We start from the raw sequence: 17,939 nt of genomic DNA on the forward strand, positions 1-17,939 counted from the left end.
TTATGAAGATGCTCTGAAGCCGCTCCTGCCAAGGCCGCCTCTTACTACTTTTCCTTTATAGGTACTTCTTCCGATGTTTGATCCGGAACTGATGGAGTTGCTGTAATAACCGGCCCGCTGGTAACCGCCGTTGCTGTAGGCACCATACGGCCTGAAAGCATGATACAGCAAAAGACCTGTCATTAAGCCGTTTCCGTGTGTCCTTGAATAAGATGCCGTAGTATCAGATCTCATATACACTTTCTTTTCATTTTTCCACTGATCGCGGGGCGGCTCCTGAGCGCAGGCAGCAAGAATCCCCGTAACGAAAAGCAGTTTGATAGAACCTGATTTTTTCATGTTACTGAACCGTGATATAAAATTCGTAATCTTTCTTTACAAGCGCTTTATGCTCATTCCCGTTATCGTCCTCCACAACCTGCAGGGAATCGCCCAGTGCCGGAATTGTATCTCTCTTAACGATTTCCTTTAAAAGCTTATGGTCTTTCCAGACCTTATGCCTGGTTATTAGGATATCAGAAGCCCCTGTATGCTGCACGGAAAGCACGGTTTCTATGGATGCTTTTTTATCAGCACTGCTTACCTCATCTTCTTTGTTTTCTTTCTCATTGCAGGAAACAAGGCTTGCTGAGAGGATGATTAAAGAGATTTGTTTAATTTTTCTCACTTTGGCATAATTTTTCACAAAAGTAATTATTTCGTAATGATAATAATTTTAAATTTACACATAAATAATAAATTATGAGATGGACAGACGACAGGGGCGGTAATGTGGAAGACCGGCGCGGATTAGGCGGAGGAGCTGTAGTAGGCGGCGGACTGGGAACGCTGATTATTGCAGCTATTGTGTTTTTCCTGGGAGGTGATCCTTCGGCTATTTTATCTTCAGGCTCAGGCTCGGGGTCTCCACGGACTGAACAAAGGGAACTCACTCAGGAAGATAAAAAAATCGGAGAAATGGTTGATATGATGGGAAAATGGAATATTACCACATGGGACCAGGTTTTCCAACAGAACGGTATGGATTACACACCGCCTAAAATTATTCTTTTTGAACAGACTACGGAATCAGGCTGCGGAACCGCACAGGCTGCAATGGGACCTTTTTACTGCCCTGCAGATCAGTCCGTCTACATGGATATGAGTTTCTTCAATGAACTGCAGCAAAGATTCGGGGCACAGGTTACCGAATTTACGGTGGCGTATGTTCTGGCCCATGAAGTAGGGCACCACGTCCAGACACTTTTAGGCACTACCCAGAAGGTTGATGAGCTGAGAAGAAGCGGCAGGTATTCTGAAGAGGAAATGAACAGGGTTTCCGTAGCTACAGAGCTTCAGGCAGACTTTTATGCCGGGGTATGGGCAAAACAGACCGATGCCAGAGAAAAAATCCTGGAGCCTGGGGATATTGATGCAGCCATCAGCGCAGCAGAAGCAGTAGGCGATGATAACATCCAGAAAAGATCCCAGGGATACGTGAACCAGGAAAGTTTTACCCACGGATCATCGGCGCAGCGTAAAGAATGGTTTATGAAAGGCTACAATACCGGAGACATCAGGCAGGGTGATACTTTTAATCAGCTTTTGAAATAATTTCGATTTATTCATATTCATAAAAAAAACCCTGAAGAAATGATCTTCAGGGTTTGTTGTGTTTTTATTGCTTACTGCAGTTCGATTGGATTGCTGTTTTTTTTGGCTTCTTCCTTTATCCGTTCTTCCATCCGCTTTCTCATATCGGCAGGATTCTGGTTTCCGCTGCCTCCCATTCTCATCTGAGGGCCTCCTCCGCCCTGGCCCATAAAGGCCATAGGATCTTCCTGAAACTTCTTCTGCTGTTTTATATAGTCGGCACGTTTTACCTTGATCGTATTCCCGAACTGGTTCAGTACAGGAAGATCTGCAATCTTGTAGTTTTTCATCAGATCAAAAGAATATTCTCCTTTATCATCTTCCACTTTCACAATAAGCCCCGGAAGTCCGTTGAACTTATACGGTCCGTCAGGATAAGGCAGGTCGGTAGTAAACCAGGCCGTCCATGTTCTGCCCCCGAAATCCGTTTCTGCCTTTTGTACCTTATATTCCCCTATCTTTCTTGTTTCAGAAGAAATTTTCCAGTTCACCGGCCTGTCTTCTTCATAAACATACATATCTCTTCCGATCCTGTCTTTGAAAAATGTTTTCTGGTCGGCTTTGTTTTTTTCAACGGTATAATTGATATTGGTCCTTAAACCTTCCATCTGCTCCCTGTTGAATCCTCTGGCTCCGCCGCTTTTAAAATTGGCCTGCATGACAGAATCCCTTTTGATCCTGTTCTCAGAATAGAAAACCGATTTTTCCGGAGAGATATCCAGATAGGCATTTTCAGTTTTAGTCTCATTTTTAGCAGAGGCATCCGGTTTTGCGGTCACCTGATATACAAACCTGTTGGTCTGGGCAAAAACGGCATTCATCATCAGGATAAAGGCAATAAGTACTGGTTTTTTCATTGTAAGGCTTATTTGTTGTTTGGATTTTAAAATATGGTCAAAGTTAAAGGCATCAATAATAAAAATCGATAAAATAAAATCGCTAATTTTTATATACTGATTATTGTTCGTATTTTTGTAACATTAAATCATTCTAAATAAATACGATGATAAAAGTATCAGACCAAGCAAAGGCAAAAGCCATTCAGCTGATGACAGAGGAAGGCTTCAACCCGGTTGAAGATTATATAAGAGTAGGGGTAAAAAGCGGAGGATGTTCTGGTTTAGAATATGTTTTGAAGTTTGACAACCAAAAGGCAGACACAGATCAGATGTTTGAAGACAATAATGTTAAAATTATTATTGATAAAAAATCAATCCTTTATCTGGCAGGGACGGTTCTTGAGTATTCAGGAGGCTTAAACGGAAAAGGATTTGTATTTAATAATCCCAATGCATCCCGGACCTGCGGATGCGGAGAAAGTTTTTCTTTATAACTGGAAATCAGAGGCTTTAGTTTAGCATATTGCAAAGCCGGCCGCTGATATCTATAATCTACAAAAATGAGTAAATATACTGAAGACGATCTGAGGGTCGATTTAGAAAATAAAAAATATGAATTCGGCTGGGAAACGAAAATCGACTACGAAGATTTTCCCATCGGCCTGAATGAAGATATTGTCCGTGCTATTTCTGCTAAAAAAGAAGAGCCGGAATGGATGACGGACTGGCGTCTGGAATCTTTCAGAATCTGGAAAAAAATGATTGAGCCGGAATGGGCGAATATCAAATATACAAAACCTGATTTCCAGGCCATCCGGTATTATGCTGCCCCAAAAGCAAAACCGGAACTGGACAGCCTTGATGAAGTAGATCCTGAATTACTGGCTACGTTCGCGAAATTGGGAATCAATATCGAAGAACAGAAAAGGCTTTCAGGAGTTGCTGTAGACATCGTAATAGATTCGGTTTCTGTGAAAACCACTTTCCAGGATACGCTGGCAGAAAAGGGCATTATCTTCTGTTCAATTTCCGAGGCTATCAAGAACCATCCGGATCTGATACGGAAATATCTCGGAAAAGTAGTTCCAAGAGGCGATAATTTCTATGCCGCCCTGAATTCCGCCGTCTTTTCTGACGGAAGTTTCTGCTATATCCCGAAAGGCGTACGATGCCCTATGGAATTATCTACCTACTTCCGGATCAATCAGGCAGGAACAGGACAGTTTGAAAGAACACTTGTGATTGCGGATGAGGGAAGCTATGTTTCTTATCTTGAAGGATGCACCGCACCGTCAAGGGATGAAAACCAGCTTCACGCGGCGGTAGTTGAACTGATTGCCATGGATAATGCGGAAATTAAATATTCAACCGTTCAGAACTGGTATCCCGGAAATGAAGAAGGAAAAGGAGGTGTTTTTAACTTTGTGACGAAGAGAGGCCTTTGCGAAAGGAAGGCAAAAATCTCCTGGACCCAGGTGGAAACAGGGTCTGCGGTAACCTGGAAATATCCGTCATGTATCCTTAAAGGAGACGGTTCCATCGGTGAGTTCTACTCTATCGCAGTAACCAACAACCACCAGTATGCAGATACGGGAACCAAGATGATCCACATCGGAAAAAATACCAAATCCACTATTATTTCAAAAGGGATTTCTGCAGGAAAATCCCAGAATTCGTACCGTGGATTGGTTAAAGTAATGCCTTCAGCCAAAGGAGCGAGGAATTTCTCGCAGTGTGACTCTCTGCTGATGGGCAATGAATGCGGAGCGCATACTTTCCCGTATATTGAAATCAAGGATCCTACTGCCCAGCTGGAGCACGAAGCCACGACTTCAAAAATCGGGGAAGACCAGATCTTTTACTGCAACCAGAGAGGAATTGACACGGAAAGGGCTATTGCGCTGATCGTAAACGGTTTCAGTAAGGAGGTTTTAAATAAACTGCCTATGGAGTTCGCCATTGAAGCCCAGAAACTGCTGGAGATTTCCCTGGAAGGTTCTGTAGGGTAATTAATTAGAAATAGTATTTCATTGATAAGTGTTAGTACCTTTGCTGATCCTAAAAAGCAAAGGAGATTGAAAAATCTTAGCCTGGCCTTACGATAAACTAAAATATATGTTAGAGATAAAAAACTTACACGCCAGAATTGAAGACGGCGCACAAATTTTAAAAGGAATAAATCTTGAAATAAAGCCGGGCGAAGTTCATGCGATCATGGGACCTAACGGAGCCGGAAAATCCACGCTTTCCTCTATCATTGCAGGGAAAGAAGATTACGAAGTAACGGAAGGTGAAATTATCTTTGACGGTGAAAACATCATTGAAGACGCTCCTGAAGAAAGAGCCCACAAGGGGATTTTCCTTTCTTTCCAATATCCGGTGGAAATCCCGGGTGTTTCTGTAACCAATTTCATTAAAGCGGCATTAAACGAAAACAGAAAAGCAAACGGACTGGAAGACATGTCAGCGAAAGACATGCTGGCCATGATCCGTGAAAAATCTGAAAAACTGGGCATCAAGAAAGATTTTCTTTCCAGATCACTTAACGAAGGTTTCTCCGGGGGTGAAAAGAAAAGAAACGAGATTTTCCAGATGATGATGCTTAACCCGAAGCTGGCTATCCTTGACGAAACGGATTCCGGATTGGATATTGATGCCCTGAGGATTGTTGCAGACGGCGTAAATACTTTTAAAAATGAAGGAAATGCCGTTCTTCTGATTACGCACTATCAAAGACTGCTTAATTATATTCAGCCTGATTTTGTCCATGTCCTGGCTAACGGAAGGATCATCAAAACCGGTGACAAATCCCTTGCCCTGGAACTGGAAGAAAAGGGATATGACTGGCTTTTAAATTAATTGAAAGATTCAGAGATTAAAAAAACAGAAATGTTTTACTCATTGATGCTTACAGCTATGCATTCTGCGGAATAACAGATTTCAGCCTAATAAAAAGAAAAAAATGGTGCAAACCACACATATACCAGTAATGGCATTAAAAGAACAGATTACAGGAAACCATCATATGTTTTTGGAGAGCCTCCGTCACAGATTTCTGGATGGGGATAGAAAAGCAGCTTTGCAAAGATTTGAAAATACAGGTTTCCCGACTAAAAAAGACGAAGAATACAGATATACCAGCCTTAAGGAAATCACTGAAAAGGATTATAATTTTTTCCCGAAAGAAAATCACAACATCACCAAAGAGCAGCTGGACCAGCTCCACCTGGGCGAAGAAAATTTCGACTGGATTACTTTCGTAAATGGCAGGCTCAGTAAAGAGCTGTCAAAAGTTTCCATAGAAAACGCTGAGTTCCTTTCATTCAACTATGCTTTAAACAACGAAAAACACAGAGATGTTTTCGATAAATATTTCAATACGATTGCTTCAGACAAATCTGCTTTCACGAATCTGAACCAGGCGTACTGCAAATATGGGTTCTTCCTGAAAGTCCCTAAAAATGTAGTGATTGAAAAACCGATCCACATTTTTTACATTTCCCAAAACCAGGAAGAAAATACCTTTTACAATACAAGAAATTTATTGATTGCAGAAGAAGGTTCCAAAGTGGAAATCATTGAAAGCCACCATAATTTTGACAGCACCTATGTGCTGACCAATTCGGTAACAGAAATTTTTACGTATCCCAATGCAAAGGCAGACTGGCATAAAGTGCAGAATGACAGCGATACGTCATACCTCATCGACAGTACTTTCGCAAAACAGGAAAAAGACAGTTTAACCACTGTAAATACCTTTTCTTTCGGAGGCAAGCTGGTAAGGAACAACCTTGATTTTATCCATAACGGATCAAACATCAATTCATTTATGAACGGGATCACCATCATCGGCAAAGACCAGCTGGTAGACCACCATACAGCGGTTCACCACAACTTTCCGAACTGTGAAAGCTATCAGAATTACAAAGGTATTTTCAACGGGAAATCCCACGGGGTTTTCAACGGGAAGGTGTTTGTAGATAAACTGGCCCAGAAAACCAATGCCTATCAGCAAAACAATAATGTCTTATTAAGTGAAGGCGCCATCATTGACACCAAGCCCCAGCTGGAAATTTTTGCAGATGATGTAAAATGTTCCCACGGCTGTACGGTAGGCCAGTTGAATGAGGATGCCTTGTTCTATCTTAGGGCAAGAGGGATTTCTAAAAAAGAGGCCCAGGCACTGCTTTTATATGCCTTTGCCAATGACGCGATGCAGAATATTGACATCGAACCGTTAAAAGAAAAAATTTCAAAGCTTTTGGCGGAGAAACTGGAAGTTGATATAGAATTTTAATTGCTATATAGTTGATAAATACATAACGGCTGTTTCAAAGATGAAACAGCCGTTTTTGTTATGAAATTGCGTAAGATGTATCATATTCTATTTATTTGTGTATCATAGATTTCCCCGGATATAAAGTGAATAATAATGTTACATCTCATTTAAAAGTCAGTGGCAGAATAACAATTAATGATTAAGCGGTCTCGCTTCTATGATCATAAAATGCCCGACACGGTCTTTTATCAGCCATTTGCCTTTTAATTTCAGGTAATAGTCTTCATATTTCACGTTGTAATCAGTTAAAATATTTTGTCCTTCTACTTCCCTGATCATTTTTATGGTGGCAAAAGAAATCCCGGTTGCCGTGTCACCGTTAATTTTTACAGTATGCTGGCCGTTTAATGTGAAATAGGTTTTCACTTCTGCAGCATGACCCTTAAAGTCTTTCTCCATCTCTTCTCTTCCCGAAACGCTTGAAACCGGGTTTCCGTCCATATATACATTGTATGTAAGATCGGGTGTGAAGAGGTCCATTACTTCAGAAACCTTTTTCTCATCTCCCAAGTAAGCATAGTCATCAACTAAATTTCTTAAATCTTCTTTTGTCTGTAACACTTCTAATGTCATAATGTATTGTATTTATCGTTAAAAAATTATTTCTGCAATTCATTATTAATTCACATGAGCTTTTCATCAGCAGAGCAAGCTTGGGTGAGATTATTTTTATTTTTTCTTATCAGTAAAATTATAGTATATTTGCTTACAATTTATTACTCGTTACCAAAAGGTTATCAGGTAACATAATAAGAATCTACATGGAAGAAAATAATTCAGCTGAAATCAATAAGGAGTTTACCGATGACTGCCATACGGTTTTGGATGCAGTAAGTGATGCTTTATACGCAGTTGGCGGTAAATGGAAACTGATGATCATTATCGCTATGGCAAGAGGAAACAACCGCTTCAGTGAACTTCAGAGACAGGTTAAAGGTATTTCCGCAAGGGTTTTGTCAAGCGAGCTGAAGGAACTGGAACTTAACGGTTTTATTATTAAAAAAGTTTCTGTTGGGTATCCTGTTATGATTGAATATCAATTGCTACCCTACAGCCATACACTGGAGGAACTGGTCGGCGCTATGACAAGATGGGGAATTCAGCACAGGTCAAAAATCAAAAGTGAAATGTCTGGCGGAAACCAGAAGTCATAAATCAAATATCCTGATGGATCATATGCTTTGTATTATTTTCAAATTGCTTATTGATATGATGCATTAAAAAAATTCTTCAATATAAATCTCTGATAAATTGGTCCGATAGTTAATTTTTTACCTGTTCTTTTATTTTTCACCTGCACATTTAAATCAGTTTCAAATAATTTGTGAAAAGCATTTTAAGAATATCACCATACGGCGAATTTCTGTAAGAAAAACAATTATTTATATTTTTTTATTTTTACCGTAAACGCTTATCAATGTTGATTAAAATTTACGGAAGTGCCATCCACGGAGTTGCCGCACAGACCATTACTATCGAAGTGAATGTAGATACCGGAGGAATAGGCTACCATCTGGTAGGCCTTGCCGATAATGCCATTAAAGAAAGCAGTTACAGGATTTCTGCCGCTTTAAAAAATGTGGGATACAAAATTCCCGGGAAGAAAATCACCATCAATATGGCACCGGCAGATCTCCGGAAAGAAGGTGCTGCCTATGACCTGAGCATTGCCATAGGCATACTGGCTGCATCTGACCAGATTCTTGCGGAGAACATAGAGAATTATATTATTATGGGAGAGCTCTCTCTTGACGGCACCCTGCAGCCTATCCGTGGCGTCTTACCGATTGCCATCCAGGCCCGTGAAGAAGGCTTTAAAGGCATCATCCTTCCGAAGCAGAATACCCGTGAAGCTGCTATCGTAAACAATATCGATGTCTTTGCGGCAGAAAACATCAAAGAAGTAATCGATTTTTTTAATGAAGGAAAGCCACTTGAGAAAGTTGAAATCGATACCCGAAAAGAGTTTCAGGAAAAAGTGAATGATTTTCCGTTTGATTTTTCTGAAGTTAAAGGTCAGGAAACAGCGAAAAGAGCCATGGAAGTGGCAGCAGCAGGAGGCCATAACATCATCCTGATCGGGCCTCCGGGAAGCGGAAAAACCATGCTGGCCAAAAGGGTCCCGAGTATCCTGCCGCCCTTATCATTAAAAGAAGCATTGGAAACCACAAAAATACACTCGGTTGCCGGGAAAATGGGAACTGAAACGTCCCTGATGACGGTGCGCCCGTTCCGGTCTCCTCACCACACGATATCAGATGTTGCCTTAGTTGGCGGCGGCAGCTATCCGCAGCCCGGGGAAATATCTTTAGCACATAACGGGGTTTTGTTTCTGGATGAAATGCCGGAATTTAAAAGAACAGTACTGGAAGTGATGCGGCAGCCGCTGGAAGACCGGGAAGTGACCATTTCAAGAGCCAGGTTTACCGTGAACTACCCTGCGAGTTTCATGCTGGTTGCTTCCATGAATCCAAGCCCGAGCGGATTTTTCCCGGATGATCCGAATAATACTTCGACCTCTTATGAAATGCAGCGGTATATGAGCAAGCTTTCCGGGCCTCTTTTAGACAGGATCGATATTCACATCGAAGTCCAGAAGGTGGAATTCGAACAGCTGACGGAACGCAGGAAAGGTGAAAAAAGCGAAGATATCAGAAAACGGGTACTGATTGCCCGCGAAATCCAGCGGGAGCGGTATAAAGATTTAAAAATCAGCTATAATGCACAGATCGGACCCAAGGAAATTGAAAAATACTGTAATCTGGACGCCGCTTCTTTCAGCCTTATTAAAATGGCAATGGAAAAACTGAATCTTTCGGCACGGGCCTATGACCGGATCTTAAAAGTTGCCAGAACCATAGCCGACCTTGAAGAATCTGAAAATATTCTATCAAACCATGTTTCGGAGGCCATACAGTACAGAAGCCTGGACAGGGAATTCTGGAATGCCTGATACATAACAAAACCCTGATTTCATCCTGTTTTCAGAATAGCGGTGTAAAGACAATAACGGGTTATCATGTTTTATTTTCGACCAGATATATTACGACACGTTTTGTCGTGATATGTGCTTATGTTTGCAAACAGAATATAAATCACATCAGAAAAAAACCTGAAAAAGTATGGAAATCGATCAAGAACAGGGACAGAAACAAGAACAGGAACAGGAACAGCTCACTTCAATCAGTCTATCATCTGATAATTTTGCAGCAAACGAAAGCTTAGTAATAGCCATCAGTATTAAACCCTCAGCATTTAAAAAACTACTGTTAAAAAACAACAGCGGACAACGTGCAGAATTTCTATGGCAAAAAAACACGGTTTCCGATGATCCAGACAAGGGGTACTTTAAAGAAACATTGAACGATCTGGGAGTAAAAATCAATCATACGGGAGATTCTGTTGTGATCATTAACGGAGGAGCCGCACAATATTTAAAAGCAGAATTGAAGGTTTAACAATGACAAAAGTCCAAGATTCAAACTTCCTCTTCCCCTTATCTATTATACATTTCAATCCAGCGTTTTCAGTCATAAAAAAACCGCGAAAGAAAACTTTCGCGGTTTCAAAATAAATCAATAAGCTTATTTTTTCTTTCCTTTTGCAGGCGTTGCCTTAGGCATTTTTGTTTTGGTATCTGCTGGCGTATTTTCGTCTTTTACCAACTGTAGTTCGTCAATCAGCCTTCTTGCACCGGCATATTTGTCGATGGTCCAAAGAACAAAACGTACGTCTACGTTAATGGTTTTCTGCCATTCCGGTTCAAAAACGATATCTCCGCTTAATGCTTCGCTGTTTCCGTCAAATGCAATCCCGATCAGGTTTCCGTCTGCATCAATCACCGGGGAACCTGAGTTACCTCCCGTAATATCATTATTAGAAAGGAAATTGACAGGCATATACCCTTTTGCATCTGCATACTGACCGAAATCTTTAAGGTTATAAAGGTCGATCACTCTTTGCGGAAGGTCAAACTCTTCATCACCTTTCTTATATTTACTTACAAGGCCGGTCATATCAGTATAATAGTTATCGGTAACCCCGAAATAGTTCCTGTCTGTTCTTACCGGCAATGTAGTTACTGTTCCGTACGTAAGCCTCATGGTAGAGTTGGCATCCGGGTAGAATTTCTTCTCTGGCATTGCTTTCATTAATCCCGCCAGGAATAATCTGCTGTTTTTAGCAAAATTATCGTCAATCTTTACAAATCTTTCTGCTGAAATCCTCTGATCAGCCATAATTGCGTTGGCCATTTTCCAAAGCGGGTCTGCATCCAGTTTCAAACGGTCCGGGTTCAGTACAAAATTGGTTGCAGAAAGCTTGTTTGCAAAGATGGAAGAGTATGCTACATTAGATAATGTATTTGCATCAAGTCCCATAATGGTTTCAGAAGCAACATCCTTGTTTACTTTTTTCTGGTAAAGGTTCACCATAGAATTCATCATCTCGCCTTCAAGCTTGGTATTGATGTTTTCGTAGGCCGTTTTCAGGGCAGCATCTACTTTAGGCTTCATGGCAAGCCTGCCTTTCATATCCTGTTCCGCATAGGCTTTAAGAACTGATCCTACCTGCAGTGCCAGCATAAAATACTTGGAATTTCTTGAAAGCTGGGACATATAGTTTCTTTCAACATTCCGGTCAGAAGTCTGTTTGTAATAGATGGCAATATCATCCAGTACCGTTTCATATTCAGTAACATTTGCAGGCTGTACCGCCCATGCCTTGAATGTTTCTTCCAGTTTCTGCTTATCTGTAATGGTTCCGTTTTTAATAACGGCATCGATAGTTCCCTGTCTGTTTTTCCAATAGTTGGCTACAGAAGCATACTGAGAAGCATAATTAAGCTGAGTGGCTTTATCCTTGTCCATATACTTCTTCATAACGTCCATGGCCAATTTAGAAGCTTCCACCCAGGCCGGATAGTCTTTGTTAACCATCTGCTGGATTCCGTAAGACGTCAAGTAACGGTTTGTTCTTCCCGGATATCCTAAGATCATAGAGAAATCACCCGGTTTTACCCCTTTAAGAGAAACAGGTAAGAAATGCTTAGGCTTCAAAGGAACATTGGTAGGCGCAAACTCCGCAGGGTTTCCTGCAGCATCAGCATATACCCTGAAAACCGTAAAGTCTGCAGTATGCCTCGGCCATTCCCAGTTATCCGTATCGCCTCCGAATTTCCCCAATGAGGAAGGCGGTGCTCCTACCAACCTGATATCTTTATAATCCTGATAGACGAAATAATAAAACTCGTTTCCGTTAAAGAAATCTCTTACCACAACGGTATATTTCCCGTTTTCAGAGTTTTCAGACTGGATCGCTTTTGTTTCTGCATCAATCACCGCTTTTCTTTCCGCAGCGGACATTTTACTGTTAAGTTTGGAATTGATCCTTTGCGTAGCATCATCCATTCTTACCAAAAACCTTACATACAGATCTTTTGCATTAAATTCATCTTTCTGTTTCATGGCCCAGAACCCGTTCTTCAGATAATCTTTTTCAGGTGTTGAAGCCGCAGCCACCGCACCGTATCCGCAGTGGTGGTTGGTAAAAATAAGTCCCTGCCCGGAAACAATCTCTCCCGTACAGAAACCTCCGAAGCTCACGATAGCGTCTTTTAAGCTTGAGTTATTAACTGAGTAAATTTCTTCAGGCGTAAGATGCAAACCTTCTTTTTGCATATCTACACCATTAAGTCTTTTCACGAGCATTAACAGCCACATTCCCTCGTCAGCCCTCATCTGGACAAAACTTAAGAGGAAAGTGAATAGTAGAAGTATTCTTTTCATTTTATAAAATAATTTTTGTGTCGCTAATTTACTAATTTTTTTTACGGTTTCATGCCCGTGATGGTATGAAAATGGATCTGAGGGTGTTATGAACAAAATAATGCCTAGCATTTTATCCGTTTTATCCCTTGGATTTATTCTGAACTGTTCCTCTGTACCGGTGAAGAACCCGCAGATACAGAGAGAATGGCTGCTGGTTTCTTTTGAGGATTATGCGAAGCAGGATTTAATAAAATACAAAGCGGGAATCAATCTGACAGTACCTGTTGAATCCGGAAAAATTAGGGGAAATGCTTATATGGGGTGCAACAGGATGTTTTTCTCTTCCGAATTTAAAAATAACGGCACACTGAAAATTTCAGGCTTGGGCTCAACCATGATGGCGTGCCCGGACATGAAACTGGAGGATGACTTTTCAAAAAGCTTTAAAAATATGACGTCTTACTCCTTGGAAGGACATTTTTTAACGGTAAAGGATGATCAGGGAAATACCCTGAAATTTGTAGCGGCAGACTGGGATTAGTTTTTATTAAGCTAAAAATCAATAATCTGTCTTTAAATTCATGTGAAATCCTGCCGGCTTCAAATTTCATCTTGGTTTTTTTCATTAAAAATGCTATCTTGTAAATCTCACACAATATAGATAGAACCTAATGCTAGACAAGAAAGAACATAATTACGAGAAAGCTGTTTTGGTTGGTGTCATTACACAAAACCAGGATGAGGAAAAGCTGATTGAATATATGGATGAGCTGGAGTTTTTGGCTTTTACAGCCGGAGCTACCGTAGACAGGCGTTTTACACAGAAACTGACACAGCCGGATTCCAAAACCTTCATAGGAAGCGGAAAGGCACAGGAAATAAAAGAATACGTAAAAGAAAATGAAATAGGGACTGTAATCTTTGATGATGAATTATCACCTTCACAGCTTAAGAACTTGGAAAAGGAAATGGAGATAAAAATCCTGGACCGGACCAACCTGATCCTTGATATTTTTGCCCAAAGGGCACAGACTTCCTACGCCAGGACCCAGGTAGAGCTAGCCCAGTACCAGTACCTCCTTCCCCGGCTGACCAGAATGTGGACCCACCTGGAACGCCAGAAAGGGGGAATCGGGATGAGAGGCCCCGGGGAAACGGAAATTGAAACCGACAGGCGTATCATCCGTGACCGTATTTCATTGCTGAAAGACAAGCTGAAGACCATTGATAAACAGATGGCCACCCAGCGGAACAACAGAGGAAAAGTAGTGCGCGCTGCTCTGGTAGGCTATACCAACGTAGGAAAATCTACCTTGATGAATGCCCTGTCCAAATCTGAGGTTTTTGCTGAAAACAAGCTGTTTGCCACACTGGATACCACGGTAAGGAAAGTGGTAATCGGGAACCTGCCTTTCCTGCTGACGGATACGGTGGGGTTCATCCGGAAACTCCCGACCCAGCTGGTAGAATCCTTCAAATCCACCTTGGATGAAGTGCGTGAAGCAGACCTGCTGATTCATGTAGTGGATATTTCCCATGAAAGTTTTGAAGACCATATTGATTCCGTAAATCAGATCCTTATGGAAATCAATGCACATCAGAAACCGATGATTATGGTGTTCAACAAAATAGATGGTTTCAGCTATGATAAAAAAGATGAAGATGATCTGACTCCGTCCACCAAAAAAAATATCTCCCTGGAAGAATGGAAAAATACCTGGATGGCCAAATCCAAGTACCCGACGGTTTTCATTTCAGCTTTAACGAAAGAGAACTTCCCGGACATGAAAAAGATGATCTATGATGAGGTGATGAAAATCCATATTTCAAGATTCCCGTATAACGATTTCCTTTTCGAATACTTCGATAATGACGACGAAGAACACAAAAATAAGTAATGAAATATAACTTCTTCCTCTTACTGCTTCTGGTTTCGGTTTTAGGTTTTGCACAGCAGCCGAAAATCAGTTTCAAAGCCATTGAAAAAGACCTTAAAAGCGATAAATCCCCGTATCATTACGAGAAATTGATTTTTAAGTACAAAGCCTATCCGAAATCCCTGGATACGCTGGAGGCACAGCATCTGTACTATGGAAGGAATTTCAGAAAAGACTTGGTTTCAACTACGGATAATGACTTTAAAACCTTAGCGGAAGCCTTTAAAAACGGTGATTTTGACGAATGTATAAGGCAGGGGGAAATTTTATACAACAGGGATCCTACAAATCTTGATATTCTCCTGATCCTGCTGAAAGCATACGACTCAAAAAAAGACGGGAAAAACTTCATCCATCACTTTGACCAGTTCAGGGTACTGACCGATGCTTTAAAAGGTTCCGGAGACGGAAAATCTGATAAGACCCCTTTTCTGGTAAATTCTGTGGGTGACGAATATATCCTGTTGAATATCCTGAACATCGGTAAAGATTATACCCGGGGATCCAGGTCCATGAAAGACGGAATCCTGGATATCTGGGAGAAAGACAATACCAAGATATACATCAAAGTACTGTATATCGATTATTAATTAATTTAAATAAATCTTAAAAACACCTTAGTGGAATTATATTATTCATTTTCAGCCTTAATCGTTCTAGCATCCATATTCGCCTATCTTAATTACAGATTCCTGAAACTTCCGAGTACCATCGGCATTATGGTTATCGCCATCGTCGTTTCCATCTTTCTGGTTTCTTTTGGGGAAACGGTGTTGCCCCGGACATTCGGGCACCTTCACAGCCTGATGAGCAGCATTGATTTTACGGAAGTCCTGATGGGGGCCATGCTTAACTTCCTTCTCTTTGCAGGAGGCATTCATATTAACTTGGACGACCTTAAAGAACAGTTCCGGCCCGTGCTGATTTTTTCGACACTGGGCGTGGTCATCTCAACTTTTGTAGTGGGATTCGGGATGTTTTACCTTCTGCCTTTTTTAGGGATCCATCTGCCTTTCATCTACTGCCTCCTTTTCGGAGCTCTGATCTCCCCTACCGACCCTGTTGCCGTGTTAAGTATTCTGAAGCAGGCCAATGTTTCAAAATCATTGGAAACGAAAGTGGCCGGAGAGTCTCTTTTTAACGACGGTATGGCTGTCGTGGTATTTTCCGTTGTCTTACAGCTGGCTATCGGGGAAGAAGTAGACCTGGGACTTGAAAGCATAGGCTTGCTTCTGCTGAAAGAAGCGGGCGGCGGCCTGCTGCTGGGGATTGTACTGGGCTGGATCACTTCCAGGCTGATGCGTGAGGTGGATGATTATATCATTTCTGTCCTCGTCACCCTTTCTGTAGTTATGGGAGGCTATTTAATTGCCAGGCAGATGCACATTTCAGGACCTCTTACGATGGTTGCGGCAGGATTGTTTATGGGTAATTTTAATGTTAAGTTCAAAATGAAATCCATCACACAGGATTACCTGATCAAATTCTGGGAGCTGATTGATGAAATCCTGAATGCGGTTCTGTTCCTGTTCATCGGTTTTGAATTGTTGATGATCAAAGATTTAAAGCATTTTATCATTCCGGGACTGGCAGCCATTGCTATTGTTTTATTAGCCAGGATCATTTCCATCTGGGGGCCTACCAAGTTTATGAAAAGAACCTTTAGTCCGCAGACTGTAAAAGTTCTCATCTGGGGCGGAATCCGGGGCGGTGTTTCTATTGCGTTGGCAATGTCTGTCCCGAAAAGCGAGTACAGTGAGATCATTTTAAGCATTACGTACTGTGTGGTTGTATTCTCTATTATCGTTCAGGGGCTTACCATTGGAAAGGTAGCCAACCCGAACAAGATTGCAACAGAAGAAGAAAACCTGGAGACCGTTGCTTTGAAAGAAGAACAATAATATGAGTATTTATATATTTATTACATAAAACCTATTTACCTTGAAAAAAATATTTGCTTTGCTGCTGCTCATGCATTCGCTGCTGTTTTTCTCTCAGATCAATGTGGAGGAAATAAAGAAGAACGTTACGGAAAATCCCAAGAAATATTTTTACGACTATCTCGAAATCTTCAAAAAAGATCCTTCAAAGCTTACTCATGAAGAAATGAACCAACTTTATTATGGAAGCCGGTTTGTTGATACGGGATACAGCTTATCAGATTACAATAAAAACTACGATGAAATCTGAAAGATTGCCTCAAGAAAGGGAATATCAAAAGGAAAGGCTCAAAAAATATTGGCATCAGCAGAAGCTGCATACAACAAAGGCGCATTAAATAAGGATATATTAGTTTCAATGGTAAATATATATAATGCGATTGGAGAAAAAACCAAAGCGGAAATATGTGTATTGCAGAATAATAGAATCATTAAAACGATCGATGAAAGCGGAACGGGTAAAACGGAAACCTCACCCATCTGTGTAATTACAGCCGGTAATATGATGACCTATGCAAAACCTGTAATGATGATGGGAAATGCTTTTAAACAAAAAGATATTAAAACAGATGACAGCTGTATCCTGACAGAGTATTCCAACGGTGGAATAAATTTGTTTGTTAAATGTATTGGTTGTTTTAATTTTTAGTTACGGTAATCTGCAATTAAATTGTTCAAGCACTGAACAATCTGTCAATCCCTTAAAAAGTAGAATTTTTCCTTAGATTCTTTGAAACAGGAAAGGAGAATATGGCTTGGGAGAGGCAGGATTAGAAAATAAGATTGTATTTTTGTTACTTAAAGCCAGATTATGAAATTTTTATTAAGACAGGTTCTCCTGTTTATCCCCTTACTCCTGCTTGCAAGCTGTTTTGATATTGTAGACAAAGCCAGTGTAAAAGCAGACGGCAGCGGTGAATATACCATTATCCTCAACGCCAGCAAAAGCAAAACCCGGTTGGCTTCTATTTCCAAAATGGAAACGGTTAACGGCAAAAAAGTTCCTAAAAAGCCTGAGATTGAAGCCAAAATTAATGAAGCGGCAAGAATTTTCAAAGCCACTCCCGGAATTTCCAATGTAAAAACATCAATGGATTTTGATAATTACATCATTAAACTGAGCTGTAATTTCAAAAGAATTGAAAACATCAACGCCGGACTGGAACAGTTAAAGGCAAAAAACATTTTGGGCAAGATGGTCCCGACCCGGATCTACAGCCAGAATGTAGCCGCCAAAACATTTACCAGAAACAAAATCAACACGTTTAAAAGCGATTACGACAAAATGAGCAAGGCAGACAGAGAAATTTTCAATGATGCCAGATATACTTCCGTGTTACAGTTTGAAAACACAATAAAATCCCAGACCAACAGTTCATACCTGCTTTCCCCGAACCGAAAAGCCGTAAAACTGGAAGCCAATGTCCTGGATTTTATCCTTCAGAAAAAACAGATTCAAAATAATATCCTATTCCAATAACTTC

20 protein-coding genes are annotated in these 17,939 nt (G+C 40.8%); 15 read left to right on the top strand and 5 right to left on the bottom strand.

Annotation, left to right across the window (positions count from 1 at the left end; genetic code table 11):
- The gene (locus SD427_RS18015) at nt 1-339 is read right to left on the bottom strand and encodes a hypothetical protein (protein ID WP_320559164.1); all 339 of its coding nucleotides are present in this window, start codon (nt 337-339) and stop codon (nt 1-3) included.
- A gap of 1 nt (nt 340) precedes the next feature.
- Entirely contained in the window at nt 341-667 is a 327-nt protein-coding gene (locus SD427_RS18020; protein ID WP_320559165.1) for a hypothetical protein, read from the bottom strand.
- Between the two features lie 74 nt (nt 668-741).
- On the opposite strand from SD427_RS18020, the gene SD427_RS18025 reads away from it, so the two are divergent.
- The gene (locus SD427_RS18025; protein WP_320559166.1) at nt 742-1,593 is read left to right on the top strand and encodes a neutral zinc metallopeptidase; all 852 of its coding nucleotides are present in this window, start codon (nt 742-744) and stop codon (nt 1,591-1,593) included.
- 71 nt (nt 1,594-1,664) lie between these two features.
- On the opposite strand, the gene SD427_RS18030 is transcribed toward SD427_RS18025, so the two are convergent.
- Entirely contained in the window at nt 1,665-2,489 is an 825-nt protein-coding gene (locus SD427_RS18030) for a GLPGLI family protein (protein WP_320559167.1), read from the bottom strand.
- A 146-nt stretch (nt 2,490-2,635) separates the two neighbouring features.
- On the opposite strand from SD427_RS18030, the gene SD427_RS18035 reads away from it, so the two are divergent.
- From SD427_RS18035 to sufD, 4 genes are all read left to right on the top strand, one after another.
- Entirely contained in the window at nt 2,636-2,965 is a 330-nt protein-coding gene (locus tag SD427_RS18035; RefSeq protein WP_320559168.1) for an iron-sulfur cluster assembly accessory protein, read from the top strand.
- A gap of 66 nt (nt 2,966-3,031) precedes the next feature.
- Nucleotides 3,032-4,480, top strand: a complete 1,449-nt coding sequence (sufB, locus tag SD427_RS18040) for a Fe-S cluster assembly protein SufB (protein ID WP_320559169.1) — start codon at nt 3,032-3,034, stop codon at nt 4,478-4,480.
- 106 nt (nt 4,481-4,586) lie between these two features.
- Complete coding sequence (gene sufC, locus SD427_RS18045) at nt 4,587-5,330, top strand: Fe-S cluster assembly ATPase SufC (protein WP_320559170.1); 744 nt, start codon at nt 4,587-4,589, stop codon at nt 5,328-5,330.
- Between the two features lie 130 nt (nt 5,331-5,460).
- Entirely contained in the window at nt 5,461-6,768 is a 1,308-nt protein-coding gene (gene sufD / locus SD427_RS18050) for a Fe-S cluster assembly protein SufD (protein ID WP_320559172.1), read from the top strand.
- Between the two features lie 174 nt (nt 6,769-6,942).
- Here sufD and SD427_RS18055 read toward each other — a convergent pair whose 3' ends face one another.
- Nucleotides 6,943-7,383 carry a nuclear transport factor 2 family protein gene (locus SD427_RS18055; protein WP_320559173.1) on the bottom strand — a complete coding sequence of 147 codons (441 nt, stop codon included), beginning with the start codon at nt 7,381-7,383 and terminating at the stop codon, nt 6,943-6,945.
- 188 nt (nt 7,384-7,571) lie between these two features.
- On the opposite strand from SD427_RS18055, the gene SD427_RS18060 reads away from it, so the two are divergent.
- The 3 genes from SD427_RS18060 (at nt 7,572) to SD427_RS18070 (ending at nt 10,268) form a co-directional block, all read left to right on the top strand.
- Nucleotides 7,572-7,964, top strand: a complete 393-nt coding sequence (locus SD427_RS18060; RefSeq protein WP_320559174.1) for a helix-turn-helix domain-containing protein — start codon at nt 7,572-7,574, stop codon at nt 7,962-7,964.
- A 263-nt stretch (nt 7,965-8,227) separates the two neighbouring features.
- Nucleotides 8,228-9,763, top strand: a complete 1,536-nt coding sequence (locus tag SD427_RS18065) for a YifB family Mg chelatase-like AAA ATPase (RefSeq protein WP_320559175.1) — start codon at nt 8,228-8,230, stop codon at nt 9,761-9,763.
- A 169-nt stretch (nt 9,764-9,932) separates the two neighbouring features.
- The gene (locus tag SD427_RS18070) at nt 9,933-10,268 is read left to right on the top strand and encodes a hypothetical protein (RefSeq protein ID WP_320559176.1); all 336 of its coding nucleotides are present in this window, start codon (nt 9,933-9,935) and stop codon (nt 10,266-10,268) included.
- 126 nt (nt 10,269-10,394) lie between these two features.
- Here SD427_RS18070 and SD427_RS18075 read toward each other — a convergent pair whose 3' ends face one another.
- Nucleotides 10,395-12,596, bottom strand: coding sequence for a S46 family peptidase (locus tag SD427_RS18075; RefSeq protein WP_320559177.1), 2,202 nt, complete (start codon nt 12,594-12,596; stop codon nt 10,395-10,397).
- Between the two features lie 100 nt (nt 12,597-12,696).
- Between SD427_RS18075 and SD427_RS18080 the strand changes: the two genes are divergently transcribed.
- The 7 genes from SD427_RS18080 (at nt 12,697) to SD427_RS18110 (ending at nt 17,935) form a co-directional block, all read left to right on the top strand.
- Nucleotides 12,697-13,119 carry an META domain-containing protein gene (locus tag SD427_RS18080; protein WP_320559178.1) on the top strand — a complete coding sequence of 141 codons (423 nt, stop codon included), beginning with the start codon at nt 12,697-12,699 and terminating at the stop codon, nt 13,117-13,119.
- A gap of 130 nt (nt 13,120-13,249) precedes the next feature.
- Nucleotides 13,250-14,476 carry a GTPase HflX gene (gene hflX, locus SD427_RS18085; RefSeq protein ID WP_320559179.1) on the top strand — a complete coding sequence of 409 codons (1,227 nt, stop codon included), beginning with the start codon at nt 13,250-13,252 and terminating at the stop codon, nt 14,474-14,476.
- On the top strand, nt 14,476-15,105 hold the full coding sequence (locus SD427_RS18090; protein WP_320559180.1) for a DUF4919 domain-containing protein: 630 nt from the start codon (nt 14,476-14,478) through the stop codon (nt 15,103-15,105). The genes hflX and SD427_RS18090 overlap by 1 nt, the downstream gene beginning before the upstream one ends.
- A 30-nt stretch (nt 15,106-15,135) precedes the next feature.
- Nucleotides 15,136-16,416, top strand: a complete 1,281-nt coding sequence (locus tag SD427_RS18095; RefSeq protein WP_320559181.1) for a sodium:proton antiporter — start codon at nt 15,136-15,138, stop codon at nt 16,414-16,416.
- Nucleotides 16,417-16,456: 40 nt separating this feature from the next.
- A complete protein-coding gene (locus SD427_RS18100) occupies nt 16,457-16,705 on the top strand; it encodes a hypothetical protein (protein ID WP_320559182.1) in 249 nt (82 codons plus the stop codon).
- Nucleotides 16,706-16,753: 48 nt separating this feature from the next.
- Nucleotides 16,754-17,104: a DUF4919 domain-containing protein gene (locus SD427_RS18105; RefSeq protein ID WP_320559183.1), complete on the top strand. Its 351-nt coding sequence runs from the start codon at nt 16,754-16,756 to the stop codon at nt 17,102-17,104.
- 162 nt (nt 17,105-17,266) lie between these two features.
- Nucleotides 17,267-17,935, top strand: coding sequence for a hypothetical protein (locus tag SD427_RS18110; protein ID WP_320559184.1), 669 nt, complete (start codon nt 17,267-17,269; stop codon nt 17,933-17,935).
- The last annotated feature ends 4 nt before the right edge of the window (nt 17,936-17,939 follow it).

The sequence above is a fragment of the Chryseobacterium sp. JJR-5R genome, from assembly GCF_034047335.1.
Lineage (GTDB): Bacteria > Bacteroidota > Bacteroidia > Flavobacteriales > Weeksellaceae > Chryseobacterium.

Bases quoted from the DNA above. Each gene is read 5' to 3' on its own strand.
- SD427_RS18015 (WP_320559164.1), bottom strand. From the start codon at position 339: ATGAAAAAATCAGGTTCTATCAAACTGCTTTTCGTTACGGGGATTCTT.
- SD427_RS18025 (WP_320559166.1), top strand. From the start codon at position 742: ATGAGATGGACAGACGACAGGGGCGGTAATGTGGAAGACCGGCGCGGA.
- SD427_RS18030 (WP_320559167.1), bottom strand. From the start codon at position 2,489: ATGAAAAAACCAGTACTTATTGCCTTTATCCTGATGATGAATGCCGTT.
- SD427_RS18035 (WP_320559168.1), top strand. From the start codon at position 2,636: ATGATAAAAGTATCAGACCAAGCAAAGGCAAAAGCCATTCAGCTGATG.
- sufB (WP_320559169.1), top strand. From the start codon at position 3,032: ATGAGTAAATATACTGAAGACGATCTGAGGGTCGATTTAGAAAATAAA.
- sufC (WP_320559170.1), top strand. From the start codon at position 4,587: ATGTTAGAGATAAAAAACTTACACGCCAGAATTGAAGACGGCGCACAA.
- sufD (WP_320559172.1), top strand. From the start codon at position 5,461: ATGGCATTAAAAGAACAGATTACAGGAAACCATCATATGTTTTTGGAG.
- SD427_RS18055 (WP_320559173.1), bottom strand. From the start codon at position 7,383: ATGACATTAGAAGTGTTACAGACAAAAGAAGATTTAAGAAATTTAGTT.
- SD427_RS18060 (WP_320559174.1), top strand. From the start codon at position 7,572: ATGGAAGAAAATAATTCAGCTGAAATCAATAAGGAGTTTACCGATGAC.
- SD427_RS18065 (WP_320559175.1), top strand. From the start codon at position 8,228: ATGTTGATTAAAATTTACGGAAGTGCCATCCACGGAGTTGCCGCACAG.
- SD427_RS18070 (WP_320559176.1), top strand. From the start codon at position 9,933: ATGGAAATCGATCAAGAACAGGGACAGAAACAAGAACAGGAACAGGAA.
- SD427_RS18075 (WP_320559177.1), bottom strand. From the start codon at position 12,596: ATGAAAAGAATACTTCTACTATTCACTTTCCTCTTAAGTTTTGTCCAG.
- SD427_RS18080 (WP_320559178.1), top strand. From the start codon at position 12,697: ATGCCTAGCATTTTATCCGTTTTATCCCTTGGATTTATTCTGAACTGT.
- hflX (WP_320559179.1), top strand. From the start codon at position 13,250: ATGCTAGACAAGAAAGAACATAATTACGAGAAAGCTGTTTTGGTTGGT.
- SD427_RS18090 (WP_320559180.1), top strand. From the start codon at position 14,476: ATGAAATATAACTTCTTCCTCTTACTGCTTCTGGTTTCGGTTTTAGGT.
- SD427_RS18110 (WP_320559184.1), top strand. From the start codon at position 17,267: ATGAAATTTTTATTAAGACAGGTTCTCCTGTTTATCCCCTTACTCCTG.